Raw genomic sequence first — 25,622 nt, 5'->3', positions numbered from 1 at the left:
TCAGCGGGTGATACCGCGCTCGGACGCTTTCAGGGAATCGATGAAGATTTGCAGCGCATCCGACGGTTCCATGGCTTCCAGTTCGGCCAGAGCCTGTTCCAGCGTGAGCCCCTGGCGGTAGACCACCTTATAGGCCTGACGCAGGCTGCTGACTACCTCCTTGGACCAGCCACGACGGCGCATGCCTTCAAAGTTCATGCTGCGCGCGCTGGCCGGGTTGCCGGACACCATCACGTAAGCCGGAATATCTTTCAGCACCAGCGAACAACCGGAGGTCATGGCGTAGGAGCCAATCTTGCAGAACTGGTGCACACCGGTCATGCCGCCGAGAATCACGCCATTGCCCACATGGGCATGGCCCGCCACCGAGGCATTGTTGGCAAAAATACAGTCATCGCCAATCATGCAGTCGTGCGCCACATGCACATAAGCCATCAGCAAGTTACGACTACCGATTTTAGTCAGGGAGTTATCCTGAATGGTACCGCGATGAATGGTGACCGATTCACGGATAACATTGTCGTCGCCAATTTCCAGACGAGTCGGTTCCCCGTTGTACTTCTTGTCCTGGCAGTCCTCGCCGACGGACGCGAACTGGAAGATGTGGTTATTGCGACCAATGGTTGTCGGCCCTTTGATGACCACATGGGACGCCACTACGGTGCCCGCACCGATTTTCACGTCGGGGCCAATAATGGAGTACGGGCCCACCTGCACATCCTCTGCAAGCTCCGCGGCCGGATCAATAAGGGCGGTCGGATGAATCATGGACTTGTCACTTTTATTTTGATGATGAAGGCAGGCAGTATACGCCAGCTAATCACTGGCGTACGGGCGGGGATCAGACTTTTTGCTCAGCCACGAGCATCTCTGCACTCGCAACGGTTTTCCCGTCTACCTGCGCCTCACAGGTGAATTTCAGAATATTGCGCTTTACCACCACATACTCGGCGAACAGGTGCAGAGTATCCCCCGGGATCACCCGGCGTTTGAAACGCGCCTTGTCTGTCCCTACCAGCAGGTAAATATAGCCGTCAGAGGGTTTCTTTTTTTCCGTCACAAAACCCAGAATGCCTGCAGCCTGCGCCATCGCTTCTACGATCAGCACGCCGGGCATGATGGGCTCATCAGGAAAATGGCCGTTGAAGAACGGCTCGTTGATCGTCACATTTTTCAACGCTTCGATCCGTTTTCCGGGCTCAATATTCAGCACCCGGTCAATCAGCAAAAAAGGGTAACGATGGGGCAGGTATTCCCTGACCTCTTGGATATCCATCATCATGTGTTCCACACAGGCAAGTACCGCAAATCGCGGAAATTAGTCGCTTAAACGCTCAAGCTTGCGCACACGGCGGGCCAGATCATCCAGATTCCGGAAACGCGCCACGTTCCTACGATAGCGGGATTGGCTATCCACAGGCAACGCAGAGCCATAGGTACCCGGTTCCTTGATAGAGCTGGAGACCAGTGACATGGCCAGGATTTGCACCTTGTCACACACCTCGATGTGGCCAGCAATACCGGCGGCTCCGCCAATCAGGCAGAAAGAGCCGATTTTGGCTGAACCCGCGATGCCAGCCTTCCCGGCGATAGCAGTATGATCACCAATGACAACGTTGTGAGCGACCTGGATCTGATTATCCAGAATCACGCCATTGCCAATAATGGTATCGTCGATTGCACCACGGTCCACTGTGGTACCGGCGCCAATTTCTACATCGGCACCAATGGTGACACCGCCGACCTGATGAAGCTTGGTCCAGCCCGCGCCATTAAAGGCGAACCCGAAACCATCGCCACCGATCACGCAATTGGCGTGTATGATAGTGCGCGGACCCAGTGTGACACCATGGTAAATTGTAACATTTGGCCAAATTCGGCACTGATCACCGATAACGGAACCGGCGCCGACCACGCTGTTGGCCATGATCACGGCACCCTCTCCCACCGTCACATTCGCTTCCACCACCGCATTTGGACCAATGGAAGCTGAATCGGCAATCCGGGCTGTCGCATCAATCACCGCAGCAGGATGCACACCCGCTTGCGGTTGCGGCGCAACCTCAAAAAAGGCACTGGCCTTGGCAAAGGCAAGGTACGGGTCTTTAACGATCAGGGCCGCCACCGGACAGTATGCCCGCTGGGATTCAGGGATCAGCACCGCCCCCGCACCGGTCTGTTCCAGAAACGACCGATAGCGAGGATTGGCAAGAAAGGTAAGCTGGCTGGATGACGCGGACTGGATCGTACCCAGACCGTCCACCACGTGGCTGGCCTCTCCGACCAGCTCCGCATCCAGCTTTTCTGCAAGCGCTCCGAGAGTCAGCATTATTTCATGCTGTTCAGTTGTTTGCCCACAGCCTCGGTAATGTCCAGATCAGGCTTGGCGTACATCACCGCCTGGGCATTGAGTACCACATCCAGCTTTTCACGCTTGGCCACGGCTTCCATGGCGGTTTTCAGTTTCGGCTGCATTTCTTCCAGAATCTCACGCTGCGCTTCATTGGCACGCTTTTGCAGCTTGCGCTGCAGGCTCTGGATTTCAATCATCTTCTGCTGACCTTGCGTCTTCAGCGTGTCCTGTTGATCCGCTGACATGGTCATGGCTTCTTTCTGCAGTTTTTGCTGCAGCTTCTGCACATCATTCTGCAGAGAGTTGAGCTTTTGCTCATCGGCAGACAGCTCATTTTCCAGTGATGACATTTTTGCCTTCACGTTATCCGACGATTGCAGTGCAGCAATCGGATCGAGAACCCCAATGGTGCCATCGGCCATCGCCAGAGCCGGAAGAAGAAGAGTCAGTGCTACCAGTGTTTTTTTCATCATTATTAAACTCCTAAAAAGTCTGTCCCAGAGAAAATTGGAATACTTCCGTGTCATCGCCAGGCTGGTCGTTCAGTGCCTTGGCGAGGTTGAAGCTGAGCGGCCCGATGGCCGTCAACCAGGTCAGCCCGATACCGGCAGAGGTGCGAATATCCTGCGGCTCAAAGTCCGCAAAAATATCATCCCGCTCGGTTTCAAACACGTTCCCCGCATCCACGAACAGGAAGGTTCTCACGCTTCGCGACTCCGGCGCAAAGGGCGTCGGGAAAATCAGCTCCATACTCGCTTCTGTCAGGAAGTTGCCGCCGATGGGATCCGGGCTTGGATCCGTGGTGCCATTGAGGAAATAGCTCAGGCCTTCAGAGCGTGGTCCCAGGGAACGGGACTCGTAGCCACGCACAGAGCCGATACCGCCTGAATAATAGTTTTCGAAGAACGGCAGCACCGTGTCGTCACCATAGCCATCACCGTAGGCCACATCAGCACGGGTGCGCAGCGTCCAGCGTTGGGTAATGGGGAAATACTTCTGCCCGGTCCAGTTCAGCTTGTAGAAGCCGTAATCGGACCCCGGCACCGCCACTTCAAATCCAAGGGTACTCGACCAACCGCGATCAGGCAGAATGCCCCGGTTCAGGGTGCTGGTCTGCAGGGACGCATTGGCCTTGTATTCATTGAACTTGGTGCCTTCTTGGATCAGGAAGTTGGCAATATCCACGGCCACGAAATCACCGGTGGTAATGTCGGTTTTCTCGTAGGTGGCACCGAAGCTCAGGCGAGAATATTCCGAGATGGGATAACCAAACGTCACCGAGCCACCCAGACGATCCGCCGCGTAGGACGCTACTGTAGTTTCATCGAAATCAATTTCAGAATAAAACAGGCTGAAGCCCCGGCTTACCCCGTCCAGGGTGTAATACGGGTTGTAATGCGAAAAGCTGTAGGAGTCGCGGATATCAGACCGGCTCAGCGCAAAGGACACCCGGTTACCACTACCGCGCCAGTTATTCTGGGTCACGTTGGCACCGAAGATGAAACCGGAGGCATCGGAGAAACCCACGTTGGCACCGATGGAACCGGAAGGCTGCTCTTCAACCTTGTAATTCACATCCACCAGGTCATCCGCATTGGGTACTCGCGGGGTGTCCGCCTCTACCACGCTGAAGTAACCGAGCCGCTGCAGACGCTGGCGAGACAAGTCCACCAATGAGGTGTTTGCCGGGGCCTGTTCGAACTGACGCAATTCACGGCGCAGCACTTCGTCATCAGTCTTGGCATTGCCGCTGAAGTTGATCCGGCGAACATAGACCTTGCGGCCCGGGTCCACGTAGAAAGTCACATCGACGGTGTTGTCTTCATCATTGGCATTATGCTCACGGCCATTCACTTCCGCGAAAGTGTAACCTTCATTGCCAAGACGGCGTTTGATCAAATCGTTGGTATAGGTCACCAGTTGCTGACTGAACACCTGGCCTTTTTTCACGATCAGCAAAGGCCGCAATTGATCCTCTTTTACCACCAGGTCACCGGCCAGGTTTACTTCATTCACGGTGTACTGTTCGCCTTCGGCCACATTCACCGTGATAAATACACTGCGCCGGTCCGGTGTCACGGATACCTGAGTGGACTCGATGGAAAAGTTGATATAACCGCGATCCAGGTAATAGGAACGCAACCGCTCCAGGTCACCGCCCAGTTTTTCCCGGGAATACTTGTCATCACCTTTGATGAACGACCAGAAACCGGAAGAATGCAGTTCGAAATCTTCCAGCAAGGCTTCATCGTCAAACAACTGGTTGCCAACGATGTTGATGTTGCGAATTCTGGCGGCTTTGCCTTCATAGATTTCGATTTTCAGGGCCACCCGGTTACGCGGCAGCGCCACCGATTCGGTCTTGATGTCTGCCCCGTAGCGGCCCTGGCTGACGTACTGACGCTCCAGCTCGCCGGCAATCGCCTGCAAGGTAGAGCGCTGGAACACTTCGCCTTCAGCCAACCCGGCTTCGGTCAGGCCCTTGCGCAGATTTTCTTCATCAATAGATTTGTTACCGGACAAGTCGATGCGCGCGATGCTTGGTCGCTCGGCAACGATAACCACCAGGTCATCACCGTCACGGCCCAGCTGCACATCCTCGAAATTGCCGGTGGCAAACAGGCGCTGCACCGCATCGACTACCTGATCACGGTTAACCGTGTCACCGGCCTGAATCGGCAGGGAGGCATAGACCCGTTCCACTGGCAGACGCTGGAGCCCTTCTACGCGAATATCGTGGACCTTGAACGGTAGCTGTGTGTCCGCATTTAGCAGCGGCGCTGCCAACAGGCAAAAAACCGCTAGCAGGCCCTTCAGGGGGCTGCTCAGAATGTCCCCAAATCTCATGAAAACTGCTTCACCAAGTCGTTGTAAATGGCCAATAACATGAAGCTGACCACGAGCGTCAGCCCAACACCTTGTGCGGCCATCAAGAACCGCTCAGGTAAACTGCGACCGCGAATCATTTCAATGATTCCAAAGAAAATCCAGCCGCCGTCAAGCATTGGTACGGGAAGAAGGTTAATCACCCCCAGCGTGATGCTGAGGTAAGCCAGCAATGCCAGGAAGCTGGCAATGCCTATGGACGCACTTTCACCGGCCACCTGGGCAATGGTGATAGGGCCGCCCAGGTTATCGAGAGAGAGCTTGCCGGTCACCAGTTTCACCAGGCTCGCGCCCACCACGTTGACCTGCTCGGCAAAGCGGCTGCCGGCCGCACCGACAGCGCCCAGCACACCAAATTCCTGCTGGTAAACGCCCCCCAGCCCCACGCCGATACGGCCAAAGGACTCACCGTTTTCGGTCACCGTGGCAGGCTCCACCTGGAGCGTCTCGATGCGCGTTCCGCGGAGTACGCCGACAGTCAGGGCCTCACCCGGTGCTACCATGATACTTTCTTGCCACTGGGACCAACTGAATACCGGCTCAGCGTTCAGGGTAAGCACCTGATCACCACCGGTCAGGCCGGCCTGCTCTGCCGGACTGTCCGCCTGGACCTCACCAATAACCACGGCCTGATTGAGCCCCAGAGCTTCCAGGGGCGGCTTGTCCAGATCTGCGGACCAGGGCGAGGTATCCAGCTCACGAACCGTGGTGCCACCCCCTGCCTGCTCTACGGTGATCGCCAGGGTATCCGGCTCGCCCAGATGCAGGATCAATTCGTTATAGAAGGCGCGCCAGCCTTTGAGCTCGGTGCTGCCCACCGCAACGATGCGGTCCCCAGGCACAAAACCTGCCTGCTCGGCGACCGAATCCGGCGTCACCGGGCCCACCACTGCCTCCAGGCCGCGTTGGCCATAGCCAAACATCAATACCCAGTAAATCAGCATGGCGAGAATAAAGTTGAATACCGGGCCCGCCGCATAGGTAATCACACGCTGCCAGGCCGGCTTGCCGGAAAATTCGCCCGGCGCACCGTCCGCCGTCTCATCTTCACGGACATCCAGTGGTTTCACGTAGCCACCCAGAGGGATCGCGCTGATCACCCACTCAGTGCCTTTCTTGTCAGTGAAACGCAGGATTTTCGGGCCAAAGCCCACAGAAAAGGTCAGAACACGGACGCCAAAGGCGCGCATGGCAAGAAAGTGGCCCCATTCATGGAAAGCCACAATGATCACAATCGTGACGACGAATGCCAGCAACGTCAGCATCCACGCTCCTTAATCCAGCGGCAGGCAACCTGCCGCGCCTGGCGATCAATCTCCATGACCGCATCCACATCCCGGCAGGCTGGCGCATCCTGTTGCTCCAGGGTTCGCGCCACCACATCCGCAATGCCCATAAAATCGAGCTGACCGCTTAGAAAAGCCGCCACAGCCTCTTCATTGGCCGCATTGAGCACCGCCGTTGCGGTCCCGCCGGCGGCCATGGCATCACGCGCCAGGCCCAGGCAGGGAAACCGTTTCAGATCCGGCAATTCAAAATCCAACCCGGCCAACGCCGCAAAATCCAGCCGCTTGGCCCCGGATTCCACCCGCTCCGGCCATGACAGACCGCAGGCGATGGGGGTACGCATATCCGGCGTTCCCATCTGCGCCAGTACCGAGCCATCCCGATAAGCGACCATGGAGTGAATCACACTCTGGGGGTGCACCACCACATCCACCATGGCGGGCGGCACATCGAACAACCAGCAAGCCTCGATAAACTCCAGCCCCTTGTTCATCAAGGTGGCGGAGTCCACAGAAATCTTCGGCCCCATATCCCAGTTGGGATGTTTAATGGCCTGTTCCGGGGTGACCGCTTGTAACTGTTCTGCGCTGAACTCCCGGAAAGGGCCACCCGATGCGGTCAACAACAGACGCTCCACGCCAGCGTTGACCCCTTCGGTGGGCAGGCATTGAAAAATGGCGTTGTGCTCTGAATCCAGCGGCAACAAGGTTGCCCCGTGACGCTTTACCGCATCCATAAACAAGGAACCGGTCACCACCAGCGCTTCCTTGTTAGCCAGCAGCACTCGCTTGCCCGCTTCCACCGCCGCCAGAGTTGGACGCACTCCCGCCGCGCCGACAATACCCGCCACCACGGTATCGGCATCCGGGTGAGCAGCCAGTTCACAGAGGGATTCAGGGCCAGCCAGAACCTCTACCTGTGACCCGACCTTACCAAGATGGTTCCGGAGCGCCGTGGCGGCGGCAGGGTCCGCCATGGCGGCATAACGTGGATGTACCGTTTCGCAGAGTCGCGCCATGGCCTGCCACTGGGTACCAGCGGTAACCGCAAACACCTCGTAGCGCTCCGGGTGACGCACCACCACATCCAGGGTTTGCTGGCCGATGCTGCCCGTGGCACCCAGCAGCGTCAGACGCTGCCTGCCAGCACGAGCAGCACGCAGGGAATCACTTGCAGAGGGTGTCACAAACTGCCTCCCGGCAGGGCAAACCAGTTGAACCCGGCCAGAGCGATGGGCATGGCAGCGGTAACACTGTCGATGCGGTCCAGCATGCCGCCGTGACCAGGCAAGATGGTGCCACTATCCTTGAAGCCGCGCTCACGCTTCACCATGCTTTCAAACAGATCGCCCAGGGCAGACGCCAGCACAGTGAACAAGGCCACCAGCATCAGCGGCCACAACTGGGCGTCCAGCAGGCCGGCAGCGTACACGCCTGCCACCACCGCCAACGCCAGAGCCACCCCGCCCAACAGCCCTTCGATAGTCTTGCCCGGGCTCACCAGCGGGGCCAGCTTGTGTTTGCCAAAGGTACGGCCGGCAAAATACGCACCGGTATCCGCCGCCCACACCCACAGAAGGATAAACATCAGCGCCCAGGGGCCCGCCAGGCCCAGGGCTCCATTGCTCTGTAATTGCACAATGGCCGCCCAGGACGGCACCAGCAACAACAGCCCCACCAGCGCCATCAGCGCAGGGCGGTACCAGGCGCGAGCATTGCCCGGGTAGCCCACCACCAACACCAACGCCAACAACCACCACACGGGAATGGCATTCAATAGCCAGGCGGGCTGGAAATACTCCGCTGCGGCCATCACCACAGCCAGTGCCGCCACCCAGGCCAATCGCACAGTCAGGCTGACCTTGCCCATCATTGCCGCCCATTCCCAGCCGGCGAGGATAAAGAACACCCCGGCCACGATGGCAAACGGCAGGCGATCCAGCCCGAAAACGGCGCCCAGCACGATTGGCAGCAGCACCAGCGCGGTAATCACGCGCAGCTTTAACATTATTGTTCTCCACTCAAGCTGGTCACTTCCTCACCGGAGCGACCAAAGCGTCGCTGGCGGCCAGCAAAATCCTGTAACGCTGCATCAAAGGCGTCAGCGTCAAAATCTGGCCACAACAACGGTGAGAAATACAGTTCACTGTAAGCCAGTTGCCACAACAAAAAGTTGCTTATTCTTTGATCACCACCGGTACGGATCAGCAAATCCGGCGGCGGCAAATCCGCCATGGACAGATGCGGCGCCATGGACTCCGCGCTGATCTGCTCCGGCTGTATCTCACCGGCGACCACTTTTTCCGCCATTATCCGGGCGGCGTGGGCAATATCCCACTGCCCGCCATAATTCACCGCGATCACCACAGTCATGCGGTTATTGGCACCGGTTAACGACTCCGCCTCGGCCATACCGTCCTGCAAGTCCGCAGCGAACGCGGAGCGGTCACCAATAAAAAGGATGCGTACACCGTGCCCGTGCAGTTCTTCAACCCGGCCACCCAATGCCTTCAGGAACAAGGCCATCAGGTGATCTACCTCAGCCTGGGGCCGGCGCCAGTTTTCCGAGCTGAACGCAAAAAGCGTCAACGCCTCAATGCCCTGGTGGGCGGCCTGGCGAATGATCGCCTGCACCGTTGCCTCACCGGCACGATGCCCTTCCTCTCCCGGCAAGCCCTGCTTACGGGCCCAACGGTTGTTACCGTCCATGATGATCGCCACATGGCGGGGCACACTGCCCTGATGGGAATCGAGATCGGGGGCGCTGGAATGCGGTTGATTGTCGGCCATACTGCATCCGCCAATAATAAAAACGGGCTGACGCGCAGCCCGAAATGTCAGTCAGATCACCGTTTCGCCAGCAGCGATTAAACGGTCATCAATTCCTCTTCTTTCTCTTTCAGAACACTCTCCACTTGCGCCACCATCTTGTCGGTAAGCTGCTGGATCTGTTCTTCGCCGCGGCGCTGCTCATCTTCGGAAATTTCTTTTTCCTTGAGCAGTTCTTTCAAGTCGCCATTGGCATCACGACGCACGTTGCGCACGGACACGCGGGCTTTCTCTGCCTCTGCCCGCACCACCTTGACCAGGTCCCGACGGGTTTCTTCAGTCAGCGGCGGCAGCGGCAAACGAATCAGGGTGCCGGAGGTGGACGGGTTAAGGCCCAGATCAGACATCATGATGGCGCGTTCAATCTGCGGAATCAGCGACTTGTCGAACGGCGAAATCGTCAGCGTTCTGCCCTCTTCCACCGAGATATTGCCCATCTGGTTGAGCGGCGTTTCTGCGCCGTAATACTCGATGGTAATATTGTCCAGCAGGCTCGGATGCGCCCGACCGGTACGCACCCGTTTCATGGCTGTATCCAGCGCCTCAAGACTCTTTTTCATGCGACTTTGCGCATCATTGCGAATATCGTCAATCACCGTTATTCCTCGCTCTATCAGCGGCTATCGCCAACGCTTACTGCGCGGCTTCCACCAGGGTACCTTCACTACCGCCCAACATCAGGTTGAGCAGGGCACCCTTCTTGTTCATATCAAAAACACGCAACGGCATGGCATGGTCACGGCACAGACAAATGGCCGTCAGATCCATGACACCCAGTTTTTTATCCAGCACTTCATCATAGGTCAAGGTGTCATACTTGACCGCATCCGGATTTTTCACCGGATCGTCATTATAGACCCCATCCACCTTGGTCGCCTTCAATACCACATCGGCACTGATTTCAATGCCGCGCAAGCAGGCGGCAGAATCGGTGGTAAAGAAGGGGTTGCCGGTACCGGCACAGAAGATCACCACTTCACCGTTTTTCAGGTGGCGGTTGGCATTGCGATGGTCATAGTGCTCGACCACGCCGCTCATGGGGATCGCCGACATCAAGCGGGTGCGGATATTGGAACGCTCCAGGGCATCGCGCAGGGCCAGGCCGTTCATTACTGTCGCCAGCATGCCCATATGGTCCCCGGCGACCCGGTCCAGGCCCGCGCTCTGCAACGCGGCACCACGGAACAGATTACCACCGCCAACAACCAGGCCGACCTGAACACCGATGCCAACCAGTTGGCCGATTTCCAGGGAAATGGCATCCAGTACCTTCGGGTCAATACCGAACCCCTCTTCACCCGCCAGCGCCTCACCACTCAGCTTGAGCAGAATACGGTTATAGCGCGGTGAGCGCTCCTTGTTCGTCGGCATGTCTTTCTCTCCACCACTCATACGAAACCGCCACCCATGAATAACCCGCCATCGTCATCATTTTTACCGGCCCAGGCCGGCCTTTCACTGCATTCAAACGCACGAGCCTGTGCTGCATAGCACAGTACCGCCCCGCACGATGGTTGCAAGCGCTTTTCACTTTCTGCCGTTCAACAGGCGAAAAAAACGCCCTGCTAGTCAAGCCAGCAAGGCGCCCTTTTACACATCGAACTCGCGAGCCTTAGCCTTTAGCCGCAGCTTCCACTTCGGCAGCGAAATCGACTTCTTCTTTCTCGATACCTTCGCCGACAACCAGACGCTCGAAAGCGACGACTTCAGCACCGGCCGCTTTAACCAGCGCACCGACAGTGGTATTCGGATCTTTCACGAACGGCTGGTCCAGCAAGCTCACTTCTTTCAGGAACTTGTTGATACGGCCGCCGAGCATTTTCTCAACGATCTCAGCCGGCTTGCCTTCCATATCAGGCTGGGCACGGATGATCTCTTTCTCTTTTTCCAGCACTTCAGCAGGAACCTGATCGCCACTGATGACCATCGGGTTAACCGCAGCCACGTGCATGGCAACATCTTTACCCAGCTCGGCATCGCCACCTTTCAGGGCAACGAGAACACCGATACGGCCGCCGTGAACGTAAGCGCCAATGGCACCTTCCGCTTCCAGCTTGGCAGCACGACGGATCTGGATGTTTTCACCGATTTTCTGAACCAGTGCCTGACGGGCCTGTTCAACGGTCGCACCGTCGTCCAGAGTCAGCTCGCCAATCTTGGCGGCGTCGGTTTCACCTGCAGCCAAAGCAGCGCCAGCCACTTTGTCGCAGAAGCCCAGGAAGTTTTCATCGCGGGCAACGAAATCGGTTTCGGAGTTGATTTCTACCATCACGCTAACGGTGTTTGCGTCGTTGGTAGCAATCACCACACCGCCTTCAGCAGCGGTGCGGCCGGCTTTCTTGGCCGCTTTGGCCTGGCCGGATTTACGCATATCGTCGATGGCTTTTTCGATATCGCCATCTGCTTCAACCAGCGCCTTCTTGCACTCCATCATGCCAAGACCGGTACGCTCACGAAGCTCTTTAACCATTGCAGCAGTAACAGCAGCCATGATTATCCTCTTAACTTTGGTATGTTTCGGTAAAGCGGGCGAGCCAGCGGCTCGCCCACCGATAGATTAACCTTCGGCTTTTTCGCCCTGGGCTTCATCTGCTACCTCGACGAACTCGCTCTCGCCACCGGTCTGGTTCTGGGCGTACTGCTTGCCTTCCAGAATCACGTCAGCTGCGGCTTTCACATACAGCTGAATGGCGCGGATTGCGTCGTCGTTGCCGGGAATGACGTAATCAACGCCGTCCGGGTTGGAGTTGGTATCAACCACTGCAACAACCGGGATCCCCAGCTTGCGAGCTTCCTGCAGCGCAATGTCTTCGTGATCTACGTCGATCACGAACAGTGCGTCAGGCAGGCCGCCCATGTCCTTGATACCACCGATGGAACGCTCGAGCTTGTCCATCTCGCGCTTACGCATCAGGGCTTCTTTCTTGGTCAGCTTGTCAAAAGTGCCATCCTGGAACTGGGCTTCCAGCTCACGATAACGCTTGATGGACTGACGAATGGTTTTCCAGTTGGTGAGCATGCCGCCCAACCAACGGTGATCCACATAGGGCATACCGCAACGCTGAGCTTCTTCGCTCACCGCTTTCTGCGCCGCACGCTTGGTACCAACAAACAGGATCTTGTTGTTGCTGGCAGCCAGCTTGTTCAGGAACGCCATGGCGTCGTTGAACAGGGGCAGGGTCTGCTCCAGGTTGATGATGTGAATCTTGTTGCGGGCGCCGAAGATGTAAGCATTCATCTTCGGGTTCCAGTAACGGGTTTGGTGACCGAAGTGCACGCCCGCTTTCAGCATATCGCGCATAGTTACGCTAGACATTGTTAGTACTCCACTTTGGGTTAGGCCTCCACGCCCCCGCATAAACCCAACCAGATCGGTCCAACTTACAGACCAGAAGGCACCCAGGGCTATGTGACGGGGCATGTGTGATTTCCTTCCCCACTCATCGGCGGTTACAATGCGACACCGTCGTCTGTTGACCGACGCAGAGCGGGAAAGCGCGCGCTTTATACCACAGCCGCCCCTCACAGGCAACGCAAAGGTGCCTACCCGGCCCAAAATGCTTTGCCCAAGCCCCGCCCAACTCACTGAAAAAGCAGGAGTTTCCCCAAGTCCCATGAATGTCGTCATTAAAACCCCCGAGCAAATCGAGCAAATGCGTGAAGCGGGCAAGCTGGCCGCCGAAGTCCTGGAAATGATCGGCGAGTACGTCAAGCCGGGGGTCACCACTGAGGAACTGGACCGCATCTGCCACGACCATATCGTCAACAAGCAGCAAGCGATTCCTGCCCCTCTGGGCTATGGCGGCGCCCCCGGTCGCATGCCCTTCCCCAAATCGGTATGCACCTCGGTGAACCATGTGGTCTGCCACGGCATCCCCAGCGACCGCAAGGCCCTGAAAACCGGCGATATCGTCAACATCGATGTCACCGTCATCAAGAACGGCTGGCATGGCGACACCTCGAAGATGTTTTACGTGGGCGAGCCCTCTGTGTTGGCCCGCCGACTGGTGGAAACCACCCGTGAATGCATGTTGGCCGGTATCCGCATGGTCCGGCCCGGCATACAGCTTGGCGACATTGGTCATCGAATTCAGAAAATGGCCGAGGGCGAACGCTTCTCTGTGGTGCGGGAATACTGCGGCCACGGTATCGGCGAAGGCTTCCACGAAGAGCCCCAGGTGGTGCACTACGGCAAACCTGGCACAGGTCTTGAATTGCAGGAAGGCATGGTGTTCACCATCGAGCCCATGATCAACGCCGGCAAAGCCGCCAATAAACTGCTGCCCGACGCCTGGACCGTGGTCACTAAAGACCGCAAGTTGTCCGCCCAGTGGGAACACACCATCGCCGTCACTGCCGATGGTTACGAAGTCCTCACTGCCCGCAGCGAAGAAACGGACCTTTATTAAGTGTCATTGCTACCCGCAATATCTCAGGACTCCCTGCTCGACGCTCTGCAGGAAAGCGCCCAACCCGGCCAATACGCCCGACAATATCTGGCTCAGGGGCAAGAACGCCTGAACCAGGCGTTTGAAGCCACCAACATTACCGAGCTGGTCCAGGCCCGGGCGACCATGGTGGATCAGGTGATGATTGCCGCCTGGTCCCTGTTTGGCCTGGCCGAACGGGATGATGTAGCGCTGGTTGCCGTGGGCGGCTACGGCCGCGGGGAATTGCATCCCTGCTCCGATGTGGATCTGCTGGTGCTGCTCGCCGACACCCCGGAACAGGCGTTGTGCGACAGCCTTGAGCGATTCGTGGCCTTTTTGTGGGATATGGGCCTGGAAATCGGCCATGCGGTGCGCACCCTGGACGAGTGCGTGGAGCTGGCGCGGGAAGACATCACCGTGGCCACCAACATCATGGAAGCGCGCACCCTGGCGGGAAACGACATCCTGCGCGGGCAGCTGGAAGACCGCACCGGCCCGGAACACATGTGGGACTCCGCCGCCTTTTTCGCCGCCAAGTGGGAAGAACAAACCGCTCGCCACAAGCGTTTCAATGACACCGAATACAATCTCGAACCCGACCTGAAAAACGCCCCGGGTGGCCTGCGCGATGTGCAGATGATCGCCTGGGTCGCCAAACGCCACTTCAATGCCGACAGCCTGGAAGCCCTGGTCAACGACGGTTTCCTTACCCCGGAAGAATACGGCGTGCTGCGCAAGTGCCTGGACTACCTCTGGGAAGTGCGCTGGCAGCTGCATGTGCAGACCGAACGTAACGAAAACCGTCTGCTATTCGATCACCAACGGCAATTGGCTAGCCGGCTGGGCCACGAAGACACCAGTGCCAACCTGGGGGTCGAGCACTTCATGAAGGGCTTCTACCGAGTCGCCCTTGCCCTGTCCGTGCTCAACGAAATGCTGCTGCAGCTATTTGATGAAGTCATTCTGCGCAGCGACACCCAGGAGCAAGTGCGGCCACTCAACCGCCGCTTCCAGGTACGCAACGATTACCTGGAAATCAGCAGCCCGGATGTCTTTGAGCAACACCCCAGCGCCCTGCTGGAAGCCTTTGTGCTGATGGCCCAGAACCCGGACCTGAAAGGCATTCGCGCCTCCACCGTCCGTGCGCTGATCTACAATCGCCGCCAGATCGACGACGCCTTCCGCAATAATCCGGTCAACACAGACCTGTTCATGCAGCTGCTGCGCAGCCCCCATGCCCTGTTCTCCCAGCTGCGCCGCATGAAACGCTACGGCATCCTTGGCAAGTACCTGCCGGAATTCGGCGGCATCATCGGCATGATGCAGTACGACCTCTTCCATATTTACACTGTAGACGCCCACACCCTGCTGGTGATCAAGAACATGCGCCGGCTGCGCTACGAAGACCTGCGCGAAGAATTCCCGTTGGCCAGCGAAGTGTTCTATCGTCTGCCCAAGCCCGAGTTGCTGTACGCCTCCGGCCTCTATCACGATATCGCCAAAGGCCGTGGTGGCGACCATTCCGAACTCGGCGCGGACGATGCCATCGCCTTCTGCCAACGCCACGGACTCACCGCCTGGGATGGCAAGCTGGTGGCCTGGCTGGTGCGCAATCACCTGACCATGAGCGTGACGGCCCAGCGCAAGGATATTTCCGACCCGGACGTGGTCTACGATTTTGCCCGCAAGGTGGGCGATCTGGTGCACCTGGATTATCTCTACGTGCTCACCGTGGCGGATATCAATGCCACCAACCCTACCCTGTGGAATTCCTGGCGCGCCTCCCTGTTACGCCAGCTATACACCGAAACCAAGCGCGCCCTGCGTCGCGGCCTCAACAACCCGGTGGAAAAACAGGACTGGATCGACGAAACCCGCGACGCCGCCCTGCGCCTCCTCACGGACCGGGACCACGATGGCCCCGAAATCGAAGCCCTGTGGGCCAACATCGGCGATGAATACTTCCTGCGCGAAACCCCGCGGGACATCTCCTGGCACACCGAAGCCCTGCTCGACCGGGAAGACCCGGACGATCCACTGGTACTGATTCGTGAATCCAGCCAGAGCGTACTGGCCGGAGGGTCGCAGATCTTCATCTACACCCCGGACACCCGCAATCTGTTCAGCGCCACCGTGAACGCCCTGGACAGCCTCGGGCTGACCATTATGGACGCGCGCATTATTACCAGCGTGGACGGCTTCAGCCTGGATACCTACATCGTGCTGGACGAACACGGCACGCCCATCGGCGAGGACTGGGCGCGCATCGAGCAAATCCGCAAGACGCTCACCGAAACCCTGAAATACCCGGACCGTTACGCCACCACCGTGAGCCGCCGCATGCCCCGGCGCAACAAGCACTTTGATGTACCCACCCAGGTGGTGATCAGCAACGACATCGTCAACGATCGTACTGCGGTGGACATTCAAACCCTGGACCGCCCCGGTCTGTTGGCTCATATCGGGCGTATCTTCATGCGCTTCGAGATCCTGGTGCAAAATGCCCGTATTGCCACCCTGGGCGAACGCGCCGAAGACGTATTCTTCATTACCGACCTTGATGGCGAACCGGTTTCCGACCCGACTTTGTGCCAGGAACTGCAGCAAACCCTCAAGCAAGAACTCGACGACAAGAACAACGGAAACACCTGACCCTATGAACCCAGATCTGGAACGGTTGCATCCCTACCCGTTTGAAAAACTGAAGACCCTGTTCAGCGGCTTGCCCCAATCGGACAAGTCGCCCATTGCCCTGTCCATCGGCGAACCCAAACACCCGTCGCCGGATTTTGTGCAGCAGGTATTAAAAGACAGCACCGCGCGGCTATCCAACTACCCGACCACCGCCGGCATCCCAGAATTGAGTGAGGCCATCGGCCAGTGGCTCAAGCGCCGCTTTCACCTGCAAAGCATCGACCCGGCCAGCCAGGTCTTACCGGTAAACGGCACCCGGGAAGCCCTGTTTTCCTTTACCCAGGCAGTGGTGGACCGTCAGCGCCAGCCGCTGGTGCTGATGCCCAACCCTTTCTACCAGATTTACGAAGGCGCCACGCTGTTGGCCGGTGGCGAGCCCATGTACCTGCCTTGCACCGATGCCACAGGCTTGCAGCCGGACTTCGATGCGGTCAGTGAAGACACCTGGACTCGTACCCAGCTGCTGTTCATCTGCACCCCCGGCAACCCCACCGGGGCCACGCTCAGCAAGGCCCAGCTCAAGGCCCTGATTCAGCTGGCGGATAAGTACGACTTTGTCATCGCCTCGGACGAGTGCTATTCGGAAATCTACCGCGACAAACCTCCCGCCGGGCTGCTGGAAGCCTGCGCCGAGATGGGCCGTCACGACTACCGCCGTTGCGTAGTCTTCCACTCCCTGTCCAAGCGCTCCAATCTGCCCGGCCTGCGCTCCGGTTTTGCCGCCGGCGACAGCGAAGTGCTGCAACGGTTTCTGCGTTACCGCACCTATCACGGTTGTGCCATGCCCGTTCATCACCAGCTGGCCAGCATCGCCGCCTGGAATGACGAAAAGCATGTACAAACCAACCGGGCACTGTATCGGGAAAAATTCGACGCGGTACTGGACATTCTTGGCGGCCCCCTTAAGGTATCCGCCCCGGCAGCGGGCTTCTATCTGTGGCCTAAAACGCCCATCAGTGACGAAGCCTTCGCCCAGCGTTTGCAGGCCGAGCACAACGTCACCGTGTTACCCGGCCGCTATTTATCACGCACCATCAATGGTAAAAATCCGGGGGAAAACCGGATACGCATGGCACTGGTGGCCCCGCTGGAGGAATGTATTGAAGGTGCCCAGCGGATCAAGGCACTGCTGGATGCCCTCTAACACATTCGCAGGAGCGTCGCTGGCGGCGCGATAGCCTGGATCAGGTAATCGCGCCGCCAGCGACGCTCCTACGGAAAAGTTTTAACAGGAACAGACATGGAACTGACCCTCTTCGGTATCAAGAACTGCGATACCATGAAGAAAGCCATGAAATGGCTGGATGACAATGGCGTGGCTTACCACTTTCACGATTACAAGAAAGAGGGTGTGCCGGAACAGCGGTTACGTCAGTGGCTGGAAGCGCTGGGCTGGGAAACCGTGATCAACAAACGCGGCACCACCTGGCGCAAACTGGACGACGTGGTCAAGGAGTCCATGAACACGGAGAAATCCGTCAATCTGGCCATGGAAAATTCGTCCGTTATCAAGCGCCCGATTTTGCAAAGCAACGATTTCATTCTCGCCGGCTTCAAGGCCGACGAGTGGGAAAATACATTGAAATAACGCCGGACGCCCAACGCCGGATGCCCGACATTACCCGATCAACGTCCGGCTTCTGGTAGCAAGGCCTCCAGCTCGACGTCAGGAGACAACATGAGCAATTTTTTCGCCATCGCACTGGGTTGCGGCACCAAGAACCGTAACGATAACTGGCTCGAAGTCTTTTACCCGGACCCGGCTCTTAACCCGGACGACAAGCTGATCGAGGTGATTCGCGACGAGCTGGATTACCAGGGTGGCAACGCAGCCATGGAGCTGACCCATCGCCAGGTTCAGCATATTGCCCGCGAGTGGCGTGAAGCCGGTTTCGAGCACGAAGCCAGCTATGCCGTAGCGTTTCAGGAGTCCGATCGCCCGGTGGTGCTGACCGTTCTGGAAACGGACGCCGAGCCTGCCACCACCCCGGAAGCCTATCTCAAGCTGCACCTGATCTCGCACCGTCTGGTGAAACCCCACGGCGTTAACCTGTCCGGCATGTTCCCGCTGCTGCCCAACGTGGCCTGGACCAACGAAGGTGCCGTGGACCTGGAAGAGCTGCCCGAGCGTCAACTGCTGGCCCGCCTGAACGGCAAGGTGCTGGAAGTGAACAGCGTGGACAAGTTCCCCAAGATGACCGACTACGTGGTACCCGCCGGTGTGCGGATCGCCGATACGTCACGGGTTCGCCTGGGCGCTTATGTGGGTGAAGGCACCACCATCATGCACGAAGGCTTCATCAACTTTAACGCCGGCACTGAAGGCCCGGGCATGATCGAAGGCCGCATCTCCGCTGGCGTGTTTGTGGGCAAAGGCTCCGACATCGGCGGTGGCGCGTCCACCATGGGCACCCTGTCTGGCGGCGGCAACATCATCATTTCCCTGGGCGAAGGCTGTCTGCTGGGCGCCAATGCCGGCACCGGCATTCCGCTGGGCGATCGCTGCACCATCGAAGCCGGCCTGTACATCACCTCCGGCTCCAAGGTGCAACTGCTGGACGACAAGGGCGAAATCGCCAACACCGTAAAAGCTCGCGACCTGGCTGGCCAGTCCGACCTGCTGTTCCGTCGTGACACCCTCAGCGGTGCCGTGCAGTGCCTCACCAACAAGAGCGCCATTGCCCTGAACGAAGAGCTGCATAAGCATAACTAACGCAACACGCGGCACGCTTCACGCAACACGCCGGCGTGTCCGCATAATCTCTGTAGGAGCACCTCTCGAGGTGCGAACCAGCCACCGGGGTTCTCCCAAACCGGTTCGCACCTCGAGAGGTGCTCCTACAGCGGCTTCGAATCACCGATACTGGAATACCCATGTCCCGCACTCTCGATTACACCAAGGAACTCATCCGCCGCGCTTCCGTTACTCCGGAAGATGAAGGCTGTCAGGACTGGATGATCGAAAAGCTCGAAGCGCTGGGATTCGAATGTGAAACCCTGTGGTTCGAAGAAGTGCGAAACCTGTGGGCCCGTCGCGGCAAGCAGGGGCCGGTATTCGCTTTCGCCGGCCATACCGATGTGGTGCCCACCGGCGACGTCGCCGCCTGGAAATACGATCCGTTCACCCCCACCGAGGAAGGTGACCTGCTGTACGGGCGCGGGACCGCCGACATGAAAGGCTCCATCGCCGCCATGATGGTGGCAATGGAAGACTTTATCGCCGCCCACCCGGACCATAACGGCAGCCTGGCTTTTCTGATCACCGCCGATGAAGAGGGGCCATCCGTCAACGGCACCGTCAAGGTGGTGGAGCACCTGCAGGCTCGCCAGGAACACATGGATTACTGCCTGGTGGGCGAACCGTCATCCACCAACACTGTCGGTGACGTTATCAAGAATGGTCGCCGGGGTTCGCTGGGCGCCAGGCTCACCGTAAAAGGCATCCAGGGCCACGTGGCCTACCCGCACCTGGCCCGCAACCCGGTGCACGATGTGGCCCCTGCACTGGCGGAACTGGCAACCACCGAGTGGGATCAGGGTAACGATTTTTTCCCGGCCACCAGTTTCCAGATTTCCAACATCAATGGCGGCACCGGTGCCACCAACGTGATTCCCGGCACCTGCGAAATCATTTTCAATTTCCGTTTCTCCACCGAACTCACTGACGCCATTCTTCGCGAGCGTACGGAAGCCATCTTTGACAAACATGGCCTGGACTATGATTTGAAATGGACCCTGTCCGGCCAGCCGTTTCTCACCGACCGCGGCGCCCTGGTGGACGCGGCCGTCAGTGCCATCCGCGATGTCACCGAGCTGGACACCGAACTGTCCACCGCCGGCGGCACCAGCGATGGCCGCTTTATCGCCCCCACCGGCACGCAGGTGGTGGAGCTGGGCCCCACCAACGCCACCATCCACAAGGTGGACGAGCACACCAGCATCAGCGAACTGGACACCCTGACGCAGATCTATCAGCGGCTGCTCCAGCACCTGATGACCTCCGCGTAATATTCCCCGCACTCCTGAACTAACAACACGCCTGCCTGAATGCCCTGACCAAAAACGTGGGCGTATCAGGCAGGCGCAGCACCCTGCTACAAATTCAGGCAAACTGCCCCTACTATGAAAGCTCCAACACGGATCGGGAGGCACCATGTGGCTGCATGAAATCCCCGTGGGCGGCATGCTGTTCAGCCCCATGGTGTTACTGGTGCTGCTGGCACTGGTACTCACCCTGGTGTCTCACCTGCTGCTCAGACAGCTGGGCTGGCATCGCCAGATCTGGAAAGGCGCCTGGTTCTACCTTTCCCTGTTCGTCTGTTTTGTTGCACTTTCACTGCGGCTATTAAGCTGACTGACACAAGGACGCGCCATGCGACAATCGCTTCGAATTCTGGTCACCGTCGTTCTGGTCATCCTGGCCCTGATCGCCGGGAACTGGGTATGGAACTACTACCTCTACGCGCCCTGGACCCGGGACGGCAAAGTGCGGGCTGAAATCATCACCCTGTCCCCGGATGTCTCCGGCTGGGTCCGTGAACTCAACATTGAAGACAACCAGAGCGTCAGCCGGGGCGACCCACTGTTCAGCATCGACGACACTCGCTATCAGGCCGCACTGGCCAAGGCCGACGCGCAGCTACTCTACCAGCAGGAAGCCCTGCGGCTTGCCCAGCACCAGTACCAGCGCCGCCAGGAACTGCACCGCAGCAGCAATAACAGCATCAGCAAGGAAGCCCTGGAAAGCGCCAGCATTCAGGCTCAACTGGCCAAGGCCAATGTGGCGCTGGCCAAGGCCGAACGGGACAGTGCCAACATCAATCTTGAGCGCACCCGCATCCATGCCCCGGCGGACGGCACCATCGTCAACCTGACCCTGCAGCAAGGGAATTTTGTCAATCAGGGCAGCCCGGTGGTTTCCATGGTCAAAGCCGACAGCTTCTATGTCACCGGCTATTTCGAGGAAACCAAATTGCCACTGGTACACGTGGGTCAGGATGCCTCCGTGATTCTCATGAATGGCTCGCGCACCCTGCAAGGCAAGGTCACCAGCGTGGGTCAGGCCATCGCCAATGCCAACACCCAGACCGACCGGCAGTTGCTCCCGCAGGTGCAGCAGACCTTCAACTGGGTCAGGCTGGCGCAACGCATTCCCGTGCACATCGAGCTGGAATCCGTTCCCGACGACATCCTGCTGGCCGCCGGCATGACCGCCACCGTGCGCCTGCACGACGCACCTGCCGCGAAATGATTGGCCTGCCATGACTTTGCCACCGCGCCTGGCCGTCATTCTCACCCCGGAGCGCCATTCCGTGCTCTTTGCGCTCAAGGGCATTATTGCCATGGGCCTGGCACTCTACCTGTCCATGCTCATGCAACTCGAGCGGCCCTACTGGGCCCTCATTTCCGCTGTATTTCTGCAGGTCCGGCCGGAGACCGGCCTGGTGATTGAAAAGGGTCTGTGCCAGATCGGCGGCACCCTGGTAGGCGGCGCCATGGGCCTGCTGATCCTGGCCACCTTGCTACCCTATCCGTTCATGGCATTACTGGCGCTAACCCTGTGGATCGGTCTCAATGCGGCGGCTTCTGCCTGGGTGCGGCAAGCCAATTTCATTTATGGCTTTGCCATGGCGGGTATCACCGCGACGCTGATTGTGGTGATCTCCATCGCCAACCCCACCACGACGTCCAGTGTTGGCATTTTTCATGTGGCCAATGCCCGGGTCAGCGAAATCATTGTCGGCGCAGTCTGCGCAACCCTGGTCAGTAACCTGCTGTGGCCCGCCCGTGTCAGCCACCTGCTACAAAAGCACGCCCGTGGCGCCCTCAACCAGACCCTTGCCTACCTGGAACTGGAGCTCAACCCGGCAGGCACCCATGCCCAGCGCCACATTCAGGTAGACACCCTGCTGCAAAGCATTTTCCCGCTGAGTGATGACAGCAGCGCCGTCCTCTACGAAGGCGCCCAGGGCCCGGGCCGGGCCCGCGCCGCCACCGTCATCTGCCACAAGACCCTGTCGCTGATCGCCCGCATCCGGGTCATCGGCCGTCTGATGCGTAACCACAGTGATTTGCTGACCCCCGCCCTGCAGGACATGCTCGAATCGCTGCGCCAGTCCTTCAAACGCATGCGCGAAACCCAGTCCGCCGAAGACGCCATGGAAGAAGTACAGCGCCTGCGCCAGCAACTACGCACCGCCAGCGGTGAACAGGACGATGATGCCTCCCCGTTGCAACGACGCTTTTTCCAGGTCGCCCTGAACCTGACCGCCGATATTATTCTCGCCCTGGAAGCCAACCGTGCCCTGCACTTCAGCAGGGAAATGCAACTGCGCCCACAGGGCCTGAAACCCTACCGAGACCTGCAGATTGCCGCCGCCGTAGGGGTTCGCAGCGCCCTGGTATTCATGATTGCCGCCGGGTTGTGGATCGGCACAGCCAGCCCCATGGCCATCATGTTGATGATCATGCCGGTGATCTTCACCATCCTTTTTGCCCGCCTGCCCGAACCGGATGTGGTGCTGCGCAGGGCCACCATCACCTCGGTGCTGGCAGCCCCCGTCGCCCTGTTTTTCACCCTGCCCCTGCTGGCCCTGAGCAACGGTGATTTTCCGCTACTGATCCTGATCCTTGGCGCACCGCTGTTCGTGGCGCTACTGGCCATCAGCAATCCGACCACCCTGGCCTATGGGCTTGGCTTCTGCACCCCATACATCATCCTGGTCCAACCCGGCAACGCCATGGATTTTGATGTGGCCCGCGTGGCCAGCAACGGCCTGGCCATTACCGGTGGCATCTTTATCGCCTACATGATGTTCCGCCTGATTACGCCTCCCAATGGCCCAGGCCTGCGCAGGCGCCTGATTCGCGATACCGCCGACGACCTGGCAATGATTGGCCATCATCGCCACCGCATTAATGAAGAAGGCTTCAACGCCCGCATGGCAGATCGCCTTCGCTGGCTCACTATCTGTGACAAGGCCCTGCCCGAGGAACGGCGTCACTTCACCGACCTGGGACTGACCGGTCTCAACCTGGGCCAGGTTTCCTTATGGGTACAAGGGCGTATCAATACCCAGTCGTCCCCCGCATTACAGGACAGCGCAGCACAATGGCAGCAGTCCCTGGCGGATGCCTACCAGGCCTGCGCCCGGGGGCATTGCGATGACCGTTTTCGCGCCGACTCCGAACGCCTGAAAACCGCCATGGCCGAGGCCGGCAACATGGAGCAGCGGAACCAGGAACTGATTGCCGGGGCAGTGGAGCGCATCGCCCTGACCTTCGAGCGAATGGCCGCGCGCCTCGCCGGGACCGCAGAGCTGGATGCCCCAGCAGCGAATACGCCAGGAGCCCGCTAGCCGGAGCGCCCTAAATTCCTGTCGACAGGCCCTAGCCAGCGTGTTTACTCTATGTTTCTCTAACCCTCTTTTCACTATCCCGAATAGCCTGCGCGCCGCCCATGGCGGCCTGCCGTGATGGAGTCCCCTTCACATGACTGCACAAGAAAAGCTGACCGCCAACGTGGTGGTCGATACCAACCCCGCCACTGGCACCGCCGTCGCCGAGCTGAGCGAAACCAACCTTGAAGCCTTGCCACAAATGCTGGCAAAGGCCCGCGAGGCGCAAGCCATCTGGGCGGCCAAATCCTTCAAGGAACGGGCCCGCCATATTCAGATGATGCGCAGCTACATTGTCGATCGAGCGGATGATCTGGCGCGCACTGTCAGCGAGAGCAACGGCAAAACCCTCACCGATGCCCTGGCCACCGAAGTGCTGCCCTGTGCCCTGGCCTGCAAGTGGTATGCGAAAAACGCCGAGCATTACCTGAAAGAGCGTAACCGCCCTGCTGGCAGCATCCTGTTCTTCAACAAGCGCACCCACATGCTGCGCGTGCCACTGGGCGTGGTGGGCATCATCAGCCCCTGGAACTACCCCTTGTCGATTCCCTTCGGCGAAATCGTCATGGCCCTGATGGCCGGCAATGGCGTGATGCTGAAAGTGGCCGCCGCCACCCCGGCAGTGGGCCGCGCCATCGAACAAATCGTCGCGGCCGGCGAACTTCCTGAAGGCCTGTTCCAGCACATTGTCGGCTCTGGCTCTAAAGTGGCCACCGGCTTTTTCGATAACGGCATCGACAAGCTGTTCTTCACCGGCTCGGTACCTGCGGGCAAAACGTTGATGGCTCAGGCCGCGCAAACGCTGACACCTGTGTCCCTGGAGCTGGGCGGCAATGACCCCATGCTGGTGCTGGAAGACGCGGATCTGGAGCGTGCCACCAACGGCGCCGCCTGGGGCGGCTACCAGAATGCCGGGCAAAGCTGTGGCGGTGTGGAACGCGTCTATGTGGTGGATGCGGTGTACGACCAATTCGTGGACCTGTTGGCCAAGAAGACTCGCCAACTGCGCCACGGCATCGGCTGCAGCGGTTTCGATGTGGATATCGGCAGCCTGACCACGGCCGGTCAGCTGCGCACCGTGCAGCAGCACGTGGAAGATGCGTTAGCCAAAGGCGCCCGCATCGAAGCCCAGTCACGCCCGGTGGGCAATGTGGAAAACGGCTTCTTCTTCCCCGCCACCCTGCTCACCCAGGTCACCGACGACATGCTCACCATGTGCGATGAAACCTTCGGGCCGTTGATCGCAGTACAACGTGTGGCCAATGAAGAAGAAGCCATTCGCAAGGCCAACGATTCCAATCTGGCGCTGACCTCTTCAGTCTGGACCAAAGACAACAAGCGCGGGCGCGCCATTGCCGCCCGGTTGCAATCCGGGGTTACCACCGTAAACGATCATCTTTACAGCCACGGCCTGTCCGAAACCCCCTGGGGTGGCTGGAAGGAATCCGGCATTGGCCGCACCCATGGCCCGGAAGGGCTGGAAGAAATGACGCAGGCGAAAGTGGTGAACTGGGATATTCTGCCGTCCAAACGCAATATCTTCTGGTACCCGTTTGACGAAGCCACCTACAACGGCATCAAGAACGCCCTGCTGTTCGTTTTCCCGTCCAGCGTTGGCCAGTGGCTCGGCGCCTCATTGAAGCTCACGCCCTTCCTGGTGAAGAAAATGTTCACCGGCTGGAAAACCGGCGACTAGGGCTGTGTTGCTACCGGGTTCCGGTGGCAAATATTGACCTGCATCATCACT

At 58.8% G+C, this 25,622-nt stretch carries 23 protein-coding genes; 10 read left to right on the top strand and 13 right to left on the bottom strand.

Going from position 1 to position 25,622, the window contains the following annotated elements:
* The 13 genes from lpxA to rpsB form a co-directional block, all read right to left on the bottom strand.
* The gene (gene lpxA, locus F1529_RS11850) at positions 1-768 is read right to left on the bottom strand and encodes an acyl-ACP--UDP-N-acetylglucosamine O-acyltransferase (protein ID WP_155134979.1); all 768 of its coding nucleotides are present in this window, start codon (positions 766-768) and stop codon (positions 1-3) included.
* A gap of 73 nt (positions 769-841) precedes the next feature.
* The gene (gene fabZ, locus F1529_RS11845; RefSeq protein WP_007151339.1) at positions 842-1,282 is read right to left on the bottom strand and encodes a 3-hydroxyacyl-ACP dehydratase FabZ; all 441 of its coding nucleotides are present in this window, start codon (positions 1,280-1,282) and stop codon (positions 842-844) included.
* A gap of 36 nt (positions 1,283-1,318) precedes the next feature.
* Complete coding sequence (lpxD, locus tag F1529_RS11840; protein WP_155134976.1) at positions 1,319-2,329, bottom strand: UDP-3-O-(3-hydroxymyristoyl)glucosamine N-acyltransferase; 1,011 nt, start codon at positions 2,327-2,329, stop codon at positions 1,319-1,321.
* Positions 2,329-2,826, bottom strand: a complete 498-nt coding sequence (locus F1529_RS11835; RefSeq protein ID WP_155134973.1) for an OmpH family outer membrane protein — start codon at positions 2,824-2,826, stop codon at positions 2,329-2,331. Before F1529_RS11835 ends, lpxD begins: the two co-directional genes overlap by 1 nt.
* Positions 2,827-2,836: 10 nt before the next feature.
* Positions 2,837-5,200 carry an outer membrane protein assembly factor BamA gene (bamA, locus tag F1529_RS11830; RefSeq protein ID WP_007150474.1) on the bottom strand — a complete coding sequence of 788 codons (2,364 nt, stop codon included), beginning with the start codon at positions 5,198-5,200 and terminating at the stop codon, positions 2,837-2,839.
* On the bottom strand, positions 5,197-6,504 hold the full coding sequence (gene rseP / locus F1529_RS11825; protein ID WP_155134970.1) for an RIP metalloprotease RseP: 1,308 nt from the start codon (positions 6,502-6,504) through the stop codon (positions 5,197-5,199). The genes bamA and rseP overlap by 4 nt, the downstream gene beginning before the upstream one ends.
* Positions 6,498-7,712 carry a 1-deoxy-D-xylulose-5-phosphate reductoisomerase gene (gene ispC / locus F1529_RS11820; protein WP_370457010.1) on the bottom strand — a complete coding sequence of 405 codons (1,215 nt, stop codon included), beginning with the start codon at positions 7,710-7,712 and terminating at the stop codon, positions 6,498-6,500. The genes rseP and ispC overlap by 7 nt, the downstream gene beginning before the upstream one ends.
* On the bottom strand, positions 7,709-8,533 hold the full coding sequence (locus tag F1529_RS11815) for a phosphatidate cytidylyltransferase (protein WP_155134967.1): 825 nt from the start codon (positions 8,531-8,533) through the stop codon (positions 7,709-7,711). The genes ispC and F1529_RS11815 overlap by 4 nt, the downstream gene beginning before the upstream one ends.
* On the bottom strand, positions 8,533-9,315 hold the full coding sequence (gene uppS / locus F1529_RS11810) for a polyprenyl diphosphate synthase (protein WP_155134963.1): 783 nt from the start codon (positions 9,313-9,315) through the stop codon (positions 8,533-8,535). The genes F1529_RS11815 and uppS overlap by 1 nt, the downstream gene beginning before the upstream one ends.
* 77 nt (positions 9,316-9,392) lie before the next feature.
* Positions 9,393-9,950, bottom strand: a complete 558-nt coding sequence (frr, locus tag F1529_RS11805) for a ribosome recycling factor (RefSeq protein ID WP_007148710.1) — start codon at positions 9,948-9,950, stop codon at positions 9,393-9,395.
* A gap of 37 nt (positions 9,951-9,987) precedes the next feature.
* Positions 9,988-10,725: a UMP kinase gene (gene pyrH, locus F1529_RS11800; RefSeq protein ID WP_039925879.1), complete on the bottom strand. Its 738-nt coding sequence runs from the start codon at positions 10,723-10,725 to the stop codon at positions 9,988-9,990.
* A 241-nt stretch (positions 10,726-10,966) separates the two neighbouring features.
* Positions 10,967-11,845, bottom strand: a complete 879-nt coding sequence (gene tsf / locus F1529_RS11795; protein WP_155134957.1) for a translation elongation factor Ts — start codon at positions 11,843-11,845, stop codon at positions 10,967-10,969.
* Between the two features lie 66 nt (positions 11,846-11,911).
* A complete protein-coding gene (gene rpsB / locus F1529_RS11790) occupies positions 11,912-12,670 on the bottom strand; it encodes a 30S ribosomal protein S2 (RefSeq protein ID WP_039925878.1) in 759 nt (252 codons plus the stop codon).
* A gap of 298 nt (positions 12,671-12,968) precedes the next feature.
* On the opposite strand from rpsB, the gene map reads away from it, so the two are divergent.
* The 10 genes from map to F1529_RS11740 all read left to right on the top strand — a co-directional run bounded on the left by map (position 12,969) and on the right by F1529_RS11740 (position 25,571).
* A complete protein-coding gene (gene map / locus F1529_RS11785; protein ID WP_063520657.1) occupies positions 12,969-13,763 on the top strand; it encodes a type I methionyl aminopeptidase in 795 nt (264 codons plus the stop codon).
* On the top strand, positions 13,764-16,436 hold the full coding sequence (locus tag F1529_RS11780; protein WP_339343996.1) for a [protein-PII] uridylyltransferase: 2,673 nt from the start codon (positions 13,764-13,766) through the stop codon (positions 16,434-16,436).
* 4 nt (positions 16,437-16,440) lie between these two features.
* Positions 16,441-17,622, top strand: a complete 1,182-nt coding sequence (gene dapC / locus F1529_RS11775; RefSeq protein ID WP_155134955.1) for a succinyldiaminopimelate transaminase — start codon at positions 16,441-16,443, stop codon at positions 17,620-17,622.
* A gap of 96 nt (positions 17,623-17,718) precedes the next feature.
* Positions 17,719-18,066, top strand: a complete 348-nt coding sequence (locus F1529_RS11770; protein ID WP_155134952.1) for an ArsC family reductase — start codon at positions 17,719-17,721, stop codon at positions 18,064-18,066.
* Between the two features lie 90 nt (positions 18,067-18,156).
* Positions 18,157-19,191: a 2,3,4,5-tetrahydropyridine-2,6-dicarboxylate N-succinyltransferase gene (gene dapD, locus F1529_RS11765; RefSeq protein ID WP_007150597.1), complete on the top strand. Its 1,035-nt coding sequence runs from the start codon at positions 18,157-18,159 to the stop codon at positions 19,189-19,191.
* A gap of 161 nt (positions 19,192-19,352) precedes the next feature.
* Positions 19,353-20,486, top strand: coding sequence for a succinyl-diaminopimelate desuccinylase (dapE, locus tag F1529_RS11760; RefSeq protein ID WP_155134950.1), 1,134 nt, complete (start codon positions 19,353-19,355; stop codon positions 20,484-20,486).
* A gap of 145 nt (positions 20,487-20,631) precedes the next feature.
* Complete coding sequence (locus F1529_RS11755; protein WP_155134947.1) at positions 20,632-20,832, top strand: DUF1656 domain-containing protein; 201 nt, start codon at positions 20,632-20,634, stop codon at positions 20,830-20,832.
* Between the two features lie 18 nt (positions 20,833-20,850).
* The gene (locus F1529_RS11750; RefSeq protein ID WP_155134944.1) at positions 20,851-21,729 is read left to right on the top strand and encodes an HlyD family secretion protein; all 879 of its coding nucleotides are present in this window, start codon (positions 20,851-20,853) and stop codon (positions 21,727-21,729) included.
* A gap of 10 nt (positions 21,730-21,739) precedes the next feature.
* On the top strand, positions 21,740-23,836 hold the full coding sequence (locus F1529_RS11745; RefSeq protein ID WP_155134941.1) for an FUSC family protein: 2,097 nt from the start codon (positions 21,740-21,742) through the stop codon (positions 23,834-23,836).
* A gap of 133 nt (positions 23,837-23,969) precedes the next feature.
* Positions 23,970-25,571 (top strand): aldehyde dehydrogenase family protein, encoded by a 1,602-nt coding sequence (locus F1529_RS11740; RefSeq protein WP_007150917.1) that lies wholly within the window; start codon positions 23,970-23,972, stop codon positions 25,569-25,571.
* The last annotated feature ends 51 nt before the right edge of the window (positions 25,572-25,622 follow it).

It is taken from the genome of Alcanivorax sp. VBW004, from assembly GCF_009718865.1.
GTDB lineage: Bacteria > Pseudomonadota > Gammaproteobacteria > Pseudomonadales > Alcanivoracaceae > Alcanivorax.
The sequence above is the reverse complement of the archived record's forward strand: the minus strand, read 5'-3'. Positions and strand labels throughout refer to the sequence as shown.

Coding starts and splice junctions, on each gene's coding strand:
- lpxA (WP_155134979.1), bottom strand. CDS start 768: ATGATTCATCCGACCGCCCTTATTGATCCGGCCGCGGAGCTTGCAGAG.
- fabZ (WP_007151339.1), bottom strand. CDS start 1,282: ATGATGATGGATATCCAAGAGGTCAGGGAATACCTGCCCCATCGTTAC.
- lpxD (WP_155134976.1), bottom strand. CDS start 2,329: ATGCTGACTCTCGGAGCGCTTGCAGAAAAGCTGGATGCGGAGCTGGTC.
- F1529_RS11835 (WP_155134973.1), bottom strand. CDS start 2,826: ATGATGAAAAAAACACTGGTAGCACTGACTCTTCTTCTTCCGGCTCTG.
- bamA (WP_007150474.1), bottom strand. CDS start 5,200: ATGAGATTTGGGGACATTCTGAGCAGCCCCCTGAAGGGCCTGCTAGCG.
- rseP (WP_155134970.1), bottom strand. CDS start 6,504: ATGCTGACGTTGCTGGCATTCGTCGTCACGATTGTGATCATTGTGGCT.
- F1529_RS11815 (WP_155134967.1), bottom strand. CDS start 8,533: ATGTTAAAGCTGCGCGTGATTACCGCGCTGGTGCTGCTGCCAATCGTG.
- uppS (WP_155134963.1), bottom strand. CDS start 9,315: ATGGCCGACAATCAACCGCATTCCAGCGCCCCCGATCTCGATTCCCAT.
- pyrH (WP_039925879.1), bottom strand. CDS start 10,725: ATGCCGACGAACAAGGAGCGCTCACCGCGCTATAACCGTATTCTGCTC.
- tsf (WP_155134957.1), bottom strand. CDS start 11,845: ATGGCTGCTGTTACTGCTGCAATGGTTAAAGAGCTTCGTGAGCGTACC.
- rpsB (WP_039925878.1), bottom strand. CDS start 12,670: ATGTCTAGCGTAACTATGCGCGATATGCTGAAAGCGGGCGTGCACTTC.
- map (WP_063520657.1), top strand. CDS start 12,969: ATGAATGTCGTCATTAAAACCCCCGAGCAAATCGAGCAAATGCGTGAA.
- dapC (WP_155134955.1), top strand. CDS start 16,441: ATGAACCCAGATCTGGAACGGTTGCATCCCTACCCGTTTGAAAAACTG.
- F1529_RS11770 (WP_155134952.1), top strand. CDS start 17,719: ATGGAACTGACCCTCTTCGGTATCAAGAACTGCGATACCATGAAGAAA.
- dapD (WP_007150597.1), top strand. CDS start 18,157: ATGAGCAATTTTTTCGCCATCGCACTGGGTTGCGGCACCAAGAACCGT.
- dapE (WP_155134950.1), top strand. CDS start 19,353: ATGTCCCGCACTCTCGATTACACCAAGGAACTCATCCGCCGCGCTTCC.
- F1529_RS11755 (WP_155134947.1), top strand. CDS start 20,632: ATGTGGCTGCATGAAATCCCCGTGGGCGGCATGCTGTTCAGCCCCATG.
- F1529_RS11750 (WP_155134944.1), top strand. CDS start 20,851: ATGCGACAATCGCTTCGAATTCTGGTCACCGTCGTTCTGGTCATCCTG.
- F1529_RS11745 (WP_155134941.1), top strand. CDS start 21,740: ATGACTTTGCCACCGCGCCTGGCCGTCATTCTCACCCCGGAGCGCCAT.
- F1529_RS11740 (WP_007150917.1), top strand. CDS start 23,970: ATGACTGCACAAGAAAAGCTGACCGCCAACGTGGTGGTCGATACCAAC.